This is a genomic window from Allobosea sp. 05T422_2, from assembly GCF_056396265.1.
Genome location: NZ_JBFTLD010000340.1, coordinates 1 through 6,278, shown reverse-complemented (window position 1 = coordinate 6,278; position 6,278 = coordinate 1). Strand labels below are relative to the sequence as shown.

Sequence of the window (6,278 nt, the reverse complement as noted above, 5' to 3'; positions counted from 1 at the left end):
CAATGGTCGACGGTGGCCGACCTCGTGAACCGGGTCTACTACGTCAAGACCTATGAGGATCCGGTCCTGCGCGGCATCGACCTGAAGAGCTTCGACCTCGACGCCAAGACGATCGTCAGCGCGGCGCTGGTGCCGGCGATGACGCCTCCCGCCCTGCCTTTCGCCAAACCCTGATCAGTGATCGCGTCCAGCCAGACGCCGGCGGCCATGGCCGTCCGGCCGCCTTGCCGCGGCGCACAGCCTTCATCCGCATCTCATCGATATCGCCAGGGCCGGGGGGCCACAGCACCATGACGTCAGCGACATCCGGCAAGCGGCATCGCTCCCGCCGGACCAGAGCCATGATCGGCGCGGCCGCCCTGCTTGCGGCGGCGGCGCCTGCTGCGGCAGCCGATCTCACCCCTGTCCGCATCGCGCAGGCAGGCGCCCCCCTCGCCCAGAGCGACTGGTCGGTCACCCTCAGCCCCTATCTCTGGGCGGCCTCGCTCAACGGGGATGCGGCCGTGCTCGGGATACACCGGCATGTCGACGTCCCGTTCCGCGACACCCTGAAGAATCTCGACCTCGGGCTGATGGGCAATCTCGAGATCCGCCGCGGCGCCTTCGGCGCCTATGTCAATGGCGAGTATGTCGATGTCTCCAGCGACGAAAAGATTGCCTCCCTCAACATCGGCACCGGCATGAAGTCCTATCTGGTCAGCGCCGGCGTGTTCTACCGCGTCTATCAGTCCGAACTCGGCGGCAATACCGTGTTCGGCGCACCCCGCGTCTTTGCACTGGAACCGACGGCGGGCGCCCGCTGGACGCGCCTGACGGGCCGCATCCGGGTCGCCGGGCTGCATGTTTCCGACAGCGAGAGCTGGCTCGACCCCTTCGTGGGGGCGAGGCTGAATCTCGACCTGACCGACCGCTGGAACCTCTTCATGGAAGGCGATGCCGGCGGCTTCGGCGTCGGCTCGCGGCTGAGCCTCAACGGACAGGCGCTTCTCGGCTACCGCACCACGCTGGCGGGCTACAAGACCATGGTTCGCACCGGCTACCGCGTCCTGCACCAGGACTACCGGGATGGCGGCTTCCAGTGGAAGGTCACTCAGCACGGGCCGATCATCGGTGCGTCGATCGAGTTCTGAGGCCCCAAGGACCGCCAAGCACGCTATCGCGGGCGGGCCTCGCAAATAGCGTTCGTGGCAGAGGCGGTCCGGAAGATGTCGATGAAGAGGCTGTGAAACTGGCGCGGGGCGACGACAAGGCTGCGGCAGTGCAGCGGGTCGCCCTCGCCATCGATTTCCGTCGCGATGCAGCCGGCTTCGCGGGCGATGATCACGCCCGCAGCGAGGTCCCAGAGATCGAGCTTGGCGCCCGAGGTCCAGAACCCGTCGAAGCGCCCTTCTGCGACGTAGGCGATCTCGAGGGCGGCGGAGCCCGGACTCCTGATCCCTGAAACCTGCGGCATGATGGCTGCCATTTCACGCGCGGCTTTTTCCGTGTCGCCCTTGCCATGATAGGGGAAACAGGTGCCGACGACGGCATGGGCGAGCGAGTTGCGCTTCGAGCCCGTGAGGCGCTGGTCGCCGAGAAAGGCGCCCTCTCCTTTCGCGGCCCAGAACATGTCGTGGCTGAGCGGATGATAGGTGACGCCCGCTGTCACCTCGTCGCCCTCCATCAGGGCGAGCGACACGGAAAACTGCGGGATGCCGTGCAGGAAGTTGTTGGTGCCGTCGAGGGGATCGATGACGATCCTGCGACCGTCACTGGCGCCTGGGGATGCGCCGCTCTCTTCGCCGAGCACCGCGATATCGGGCAGCGTGTCCCCGAGATGCGCGATGATCAGCCGTTCGGATTCGATATCCGCGGCAGAGACGAAATCCGACGGCCCCTTCTCCAGGATCGGCGGGGCGGCGAGGCGGGCGAAATTCCCGGCGAGCGATGCGCCGCCGATCCGGGCAGCCTCCTTCATGCACTCGACGATATGGCTCCTGGAACGCGTGCGGTCATGCATGGCGAAGTCTCGACTGGGGATTGTGAGTGCTGCGCCCGGTGCGGCTGCGTGAGCCCTGGCCGAACACAGGTTTGGAATGCGGCATCGCTCGCTGTGTCAGGCGGCCGGCAGGGTTCGGTGCGAGGGTGCGATCCGGCCCAACGCGGCTGCGTGCAGGGCGGAGTTTGCCGCGGCCAGACAATGCCCGCCCGAGCGGATCGTCAGCGGCGCGCCGTCCCAATCCGTCATGACGCCGCCGGCATGGGTGATCACGGCGACATGGGCGAGGTAGTCATGCGGATTCTCGAAGCGGTCGATGGCGATGTCGATCGCCCCGGAGGCCAGCCGTCCATAGGAATAGCAACTGCCGCCATAGACGCACCAATGGACGGAGGAGCGCAGGGCCTTGAAGGTCGGCAGGCTGTCCTCGTCATAGAGTTCGATATTGCTCGTCGACATCACCGCTTCCGACAGGAGGCGCCGGCCCGAGGTCGTGACGCGCGCGCCGTTCAGCGTCGTCGGAAAGCCCTCCGCGCCGACCCAGCGTTCCCGTGTCATCGGCTGGTCGATGACACCGAGGATCGKGACGCCACGATGGGTCAGAGCGACGAGCGTGCCGAAGACCGGGATGCCGGCGACGAAGGCCTTGGTTCCGTCGATCGGGTCGATGACCCAGACAAAATCCTCGTCCATTCCCTGCGAACCGAACTCCTCGCCGAGGATGCCATGGCCGGGATAGGCCGCTTCGATGCGGCGGCGGATCTCGGTCTCGGCGCGCCGGTCGATCTCGGTGACGGGGCTGTCGTCGCCCTTGGGGATGAAGGCGTTGTTGTGCCTTGCCGCCTCGCGGATGATCTCGCCGCTCGCCTCGACCAGCTCCTGGGCGAAGGCAATGAAATTCCTGATGTCGCTAGTCGGCATGTCTGACCTGTCCGGGGATCGCTGCGCGGCTCTTGAGCGGGCGCTGGTGCTTGCTGAGGCTGTATTCGGCGAATTTGAAGCAACGCGTGATGACGAGCGTGATCGAGAGATAGATCAGCGCAGCCATGATGAAGATCTCATAGGGCGAGAACGTATCGGCCACGATGGTATTGGCCACGCCGGTCAGCTCCATCAGCGTGATCGTGCTGGCAAGCGAGGTGCCCTTCAACATGCCGATAGCCTGGTTGCTATAGGCCGGCAGCATCAGCCGCAGCGCGATCGGCAGCACGATCAGCCGCTGGACCTGGAAGGCCGACATGCCGCAGGCGCGCGCCGCCTCGATCTCGCCGGCCGGCACGGCCTGGATCGCGCCGCGCAGGATATTCGCGGTATAGGCGGCGGAATGCAGGGCACAGGCCAGCAGGGCGCAGATGAAGGGCTTGCGCAGATACGGCCAGAGAAAGCTTTCGCGCACGAACTCGAACTGCGCGAGCCCGTAATAGACGATGAAGATCTGGACGAGCAGCGGCGTGCCGCGAAAGAAATAGACGAAGCAATAGATCGGCGCCCGTACCCCCCTGCTGCCATTCGCGTAGAGAATGCCGAGCGGCAGAGCGAGCACGAAGCCGATGATCTCGGTCAGCAGCAGAAGCTGCAGGGTGACGACCGCGCCTTCGAGCAGGCGCGGGATGCTCTCGATCATGAGCGAGATGTCCATGATCAGACCCTCCGCACGCCGCGGTTCGCGCGGGTCTCGAGACATTCGATGATGAGGGAATTGATGATGGTCAGCGTGAGATAGATGACCGCCGCGAGCAGGTAGAAATGGAACGGGCTGCGCGTCACCGAGGTGGCGAGATAGCTGACGCGCATCAACTCCTCGAGGCCGACGACCGAGATCAGCGAGGTGTTCTTGATCAGCGAGATCCAGATATTGCCGAGGCTCGGCAGGGCGTAGCGCCACATCAGCGGCATGCGGATATGGATGAACAGCGTCAGCGGCGACATGCCGAAGGCCTTCGCCGCCTCGATCTGACCCGGCGGGATGGCGAGAAAAGCGCCCCGGAAGATTTCGGCCGCATAGGCGCCGAAGACGAGGCTGAGCGCGAACACGCCGGCCGCCATCGCCGGGATCTCGACATAGACCTCCGGTCCCGCGATCCAGCGCAGCATCGCCGAGAGCGCAACCGTGCTGCCGAAATAGACCAGCAGGATGATGAGCAGTTCGGGCGTCCCGCGGACGCAGGTCGTGTAGAAATCACCCGCCGCGCGCAGGAACCGCGACGAGGAGAGCTTGGCGAGCGCAACCGCCAAGCCGATCGCGAGGCCCGCCAGCAGCGACAGGAACGCGACCTGGAGCGTGACCATCGTGCCCCAGAAGAGCTGCGTTCCCCAGCCCTGGRAGAGGTCTGCCGTCATGAATCGGTCCTGTCGGGGCGGAGGTCGCGCTGGGCCTTGTCAGCCGCGCGGGCGATGCCGGGCGGCGGCTAGCGCCGCCMGGAGAGCGTCACTGAGTCCAGACGCTGGGGAGCACCGTGAACTTCCAGTACTTCTGGTTGATCGCCTTGAAGGTCCCGTCGGCGAACATGCCCTTCAGCGCATTGTTGACCTTGTCGAGCAGTTCAGGCTCGTTTTTGCGCAGTCCGACGCCGACGCCGGGGCCGAAATATTTGATGTTCTCGAGTTCAGGGCCGATATACTTGAAGTTCTTGCCCTGGGCGTCCTCGAAGAAGCCCTCCATCTTGATCGGCCCGGCCATGATCAGGTCGACGCGGCCGGAGACGAGGTCGAGGAGCAGGGTCTCGTAGTTCTCGTAGCGCGAGATCTGCACGCCGGGGAACAGTTCGGTGAAATAGCGGTCATAGGTGCTGGAGCGGATCAGCCCGACGACCTTGCCGTCGAGGGCCTTGGGATTGGGCTGCCCCTCGGCGGTGACGGGCGCGAGCGTGGACGATTTCGGGCCAACGAACCGGCCGGTCGACGAGCGGTAGGGGATGCTGAAATCGATGCTCTTCTGGCGCGCTTCGGTGATCGAAAGGCTCGCGAGGATGAGATCGAATTTGCGCGCCGTCAGGGCCGGGAGCGCACCATCGAGCGACTGGCAGACGAATTTGAGGTCGAACCCTTCACGCTTGCCGATCTCACGGGCGATATCGACGTCAAAACCCGCCAGTTCGCCGCTGGCGGTGCGGTAGTTGAAGGGTGGATTGGTGCAGTCGGTGCCGATCTTCACCTCGCGGGCGAAGGCGGTGCCGGCCAGCAGCAGCGCTGCGCCCGACAGGAGGGCGAGAGCGGTCTTTCTCATGGTTCTTCTCCTCAAAGAACGCGCTGCAGAAAGCGCCTGCACCGTTCCGACATCGGGTTGCCGAAGATCTGATCGGGGCTGTTGCGCTCCTCGATCTTGCCCTCGTGAAGGAAGAGCACCTCGTTCGAGACCTCGCGGGCGAACGCCATTTCATGGGTCACGACGATCATGGTCCGCCCCTCCTCCGCGAGAACGCGCATGACGCGCAGCACCTCGCCGACGAGCTCGGGGTCGAGCGCCGAGGTCGGCTCGTCGAAGAGCAGCAGCTTGGGCTCCATCGCCAGGGCGCGGGCGATGGCGCAGCGCTGCTGCTGGCCGCCGGAAATATGAGCGGGGTAATGATAGCGCTTGTCGAACAGCCCGACCTTCGCCAGCAGCGCCTCGGCACGTTCGATCGCCTCGGCCTTCGCAACGCCCAGCACCTTGATCGGCGCGATCGTAACGTTCTCGAGCACGGTCAGGTGGCTCCACAGGTTGAAGCTCTGGAACACCATGCCCATCCGGCTGCGGATTCGGCTGATCTGCCTGGCGTTCAGCACCGGCGGGCGGTCTCCGCTGCGCTGGAGCTTGATCTCCTCGCCCTCGAAGGAGATCGTGCCGGATTCCGGGGTCTCCAGCAGATTGATGCAGCGCAGGAAGGTGCTTTTGCCCGAACCGCTGGCGCCGATCATGCAGATCACGTCCCGTTCGCGGGCCGCGAGGCTGACACCCTTGAGAACGGGAAAGTCGCCATAGCTCTTGTGGATGACGTCCGCGGTGAGGACGGTCTTCGCCTCCGGTCGAGACACGTGATCCTCCCCTTTGCATTGCTGGATCGGCTCTGTCCGACCTCGATTGGCAGGGACGGTATCGGCGGCTCCTGGCMGCCTCAAGTACCAATTTTTCCAAATGGTACAGACCAATTGCGCCGAGCCGCTTGACCCTGCCGCCTGCGGGCGGCTCAATCCGACCCGGTGAAGGGTGAGGTGGCGACGCGCACGCTTTCGGCCTCGCGAAGGGTGCAACAGGACATGAATTCGGCCTTCAACTATCCGTTCTGGAATGCGCTGGCGCTGGAGCGGGACGGGCCGGAAC

At 65.0% G+C, this 6,278-nt stretch carries 7 protein-coding genes; 1 reads left to right on the top strand and 6 read right to left on the bottom strand.

Annotated elements, in window-relative coordinates:
- Positions 1-341: 341 nt before the first annotated feature.
- Positions 342-1,130, top strand: coding sequence for a hypothetical protein (locus AC1DJT_RS33230; protein WP_441504656.1), 789 nt, complete (start codon positions 342-344; stop codon positions 1,128-1,130).
- 23 nt (positions 1,131-1,153) lie between these two features.
- Here the strand turns inward: AC1DJT_RS33230 and AC1DJT_RS33225 are convergent, their stop codons facing one another.
- The 6 genes from AC1DJT_RS33225 to AC1DJT_RS33200 all read right to left on the bottom strand — a co-directional run bounded on the left by AC1DJT_RS33225 (position 1,154) and on the right by AC1DJT_RS33200 (position 5,992).
- Positions 1,154-1,999 carry an inositol monophosphatase family protein gene (locus tag AC1DJT_RS33225; protein ID WP_476768253.1) on the bottom strand — a complete coding sequence of 282 codons (846 nt, stop codon included), beginning with the start codon at positions 1,997-1,999 and terminating at the stop codon, positions 1,154-1,156.
- A gap of 96 nt (positions 2,000-2,095) precedes the next feature.
- Positions 2,096-2,899: an inositol monophosphatase family protein gene (locus AC1DJT_RS33220; protein WP_476835740.1), complete on the bottom strand. Its 804-nt coding sequence runs from the start codon at positions 2,897-2,899 to the stop codon at positions 2,096-2,098.
- Positions 2,889-3,617, bottom strand: a complete 729-nt coding sequence (locus tag AC1DJT_RS33215; RefSeq protein WP_441504659.1) for an ABC transporter permease — start codon at positions 3,615-3,617, stop codon at positions 2,889-2,891. The genes AC1DJT_RS33220 and AC1DJT_RS33215 overlap by 11 nt, the downstream gene beginning before the upstream one ends.
- A gap of 2 nt (positions 3,618-3,619) precedes the next feature.
- On the bottom strand, positions 3,620-4,318 hold the full coding sequence (locus tag AC1DJT_RS33210; protein ID WP_476835739.1) for an ABC transporter permease: 699 nt from the start codon (positions 4,316-4,318) through the stop codon (positions 3,620-3,622).
- 88 nt (positions 4,319-4,406) lie between these two features.
- A complete protein-coding gene (locus AC1DJT_RS33205; RefSeq protein ID WP_441504661.1) occupies positions 4,407-5,204 on the bottom strand; it encodes a transporter substrate-binding domain-containing protein in 798 nt (265 codons plus the stop codon).
- A gap of 11 nt (positions 5,205-5,215) precedes the next feature.
- Positions 5,216-5,992, bottom strand: a complete 777-nt coding sequence (locus tag AC1DJT_RS33200; RefSeq protein ID WP_441504662.1) for an ABC transporter ATP-binding protein — start codon at positions 5,990-5,992, stop codon at positions 5,216-5,218.
- Between the last annotated feature and the right edge of the window lie 286 nt (positions 5,993-6,278).

Coding starts and splice junctions, on each gene's coding strand:
- AC1DJT_RS33230 (WP_441504656.1), top strand. CDS start 342: ATGATCGGCGCGGCCGCCCTGCTTGCGGCGGCGGCGCCTGCTGCGGCA.
- AC1DJT_RS33225 (WP_476768253.1), bottom strand. CDS start 1,999: ATGCATGACCGCACGCGTTCCAGGAGCCATATCGTCGAGTGCATGAAG.
- AC1DJT_RS33215 (WP_441504659.1), bottom strand. CDS start 3,617: ATGGACATCTCGCTCATGATCGAGAGCATCCCGCGCCTGCTCGAAGGC.
- AC1DJT_RS33205 (WP_441504661.1), bottom strand. CDS start 5,204: ATGAGAAAGACCGCTCTCGCCCTCCTGTCGGGCGCAGCGCTGCTGCTG.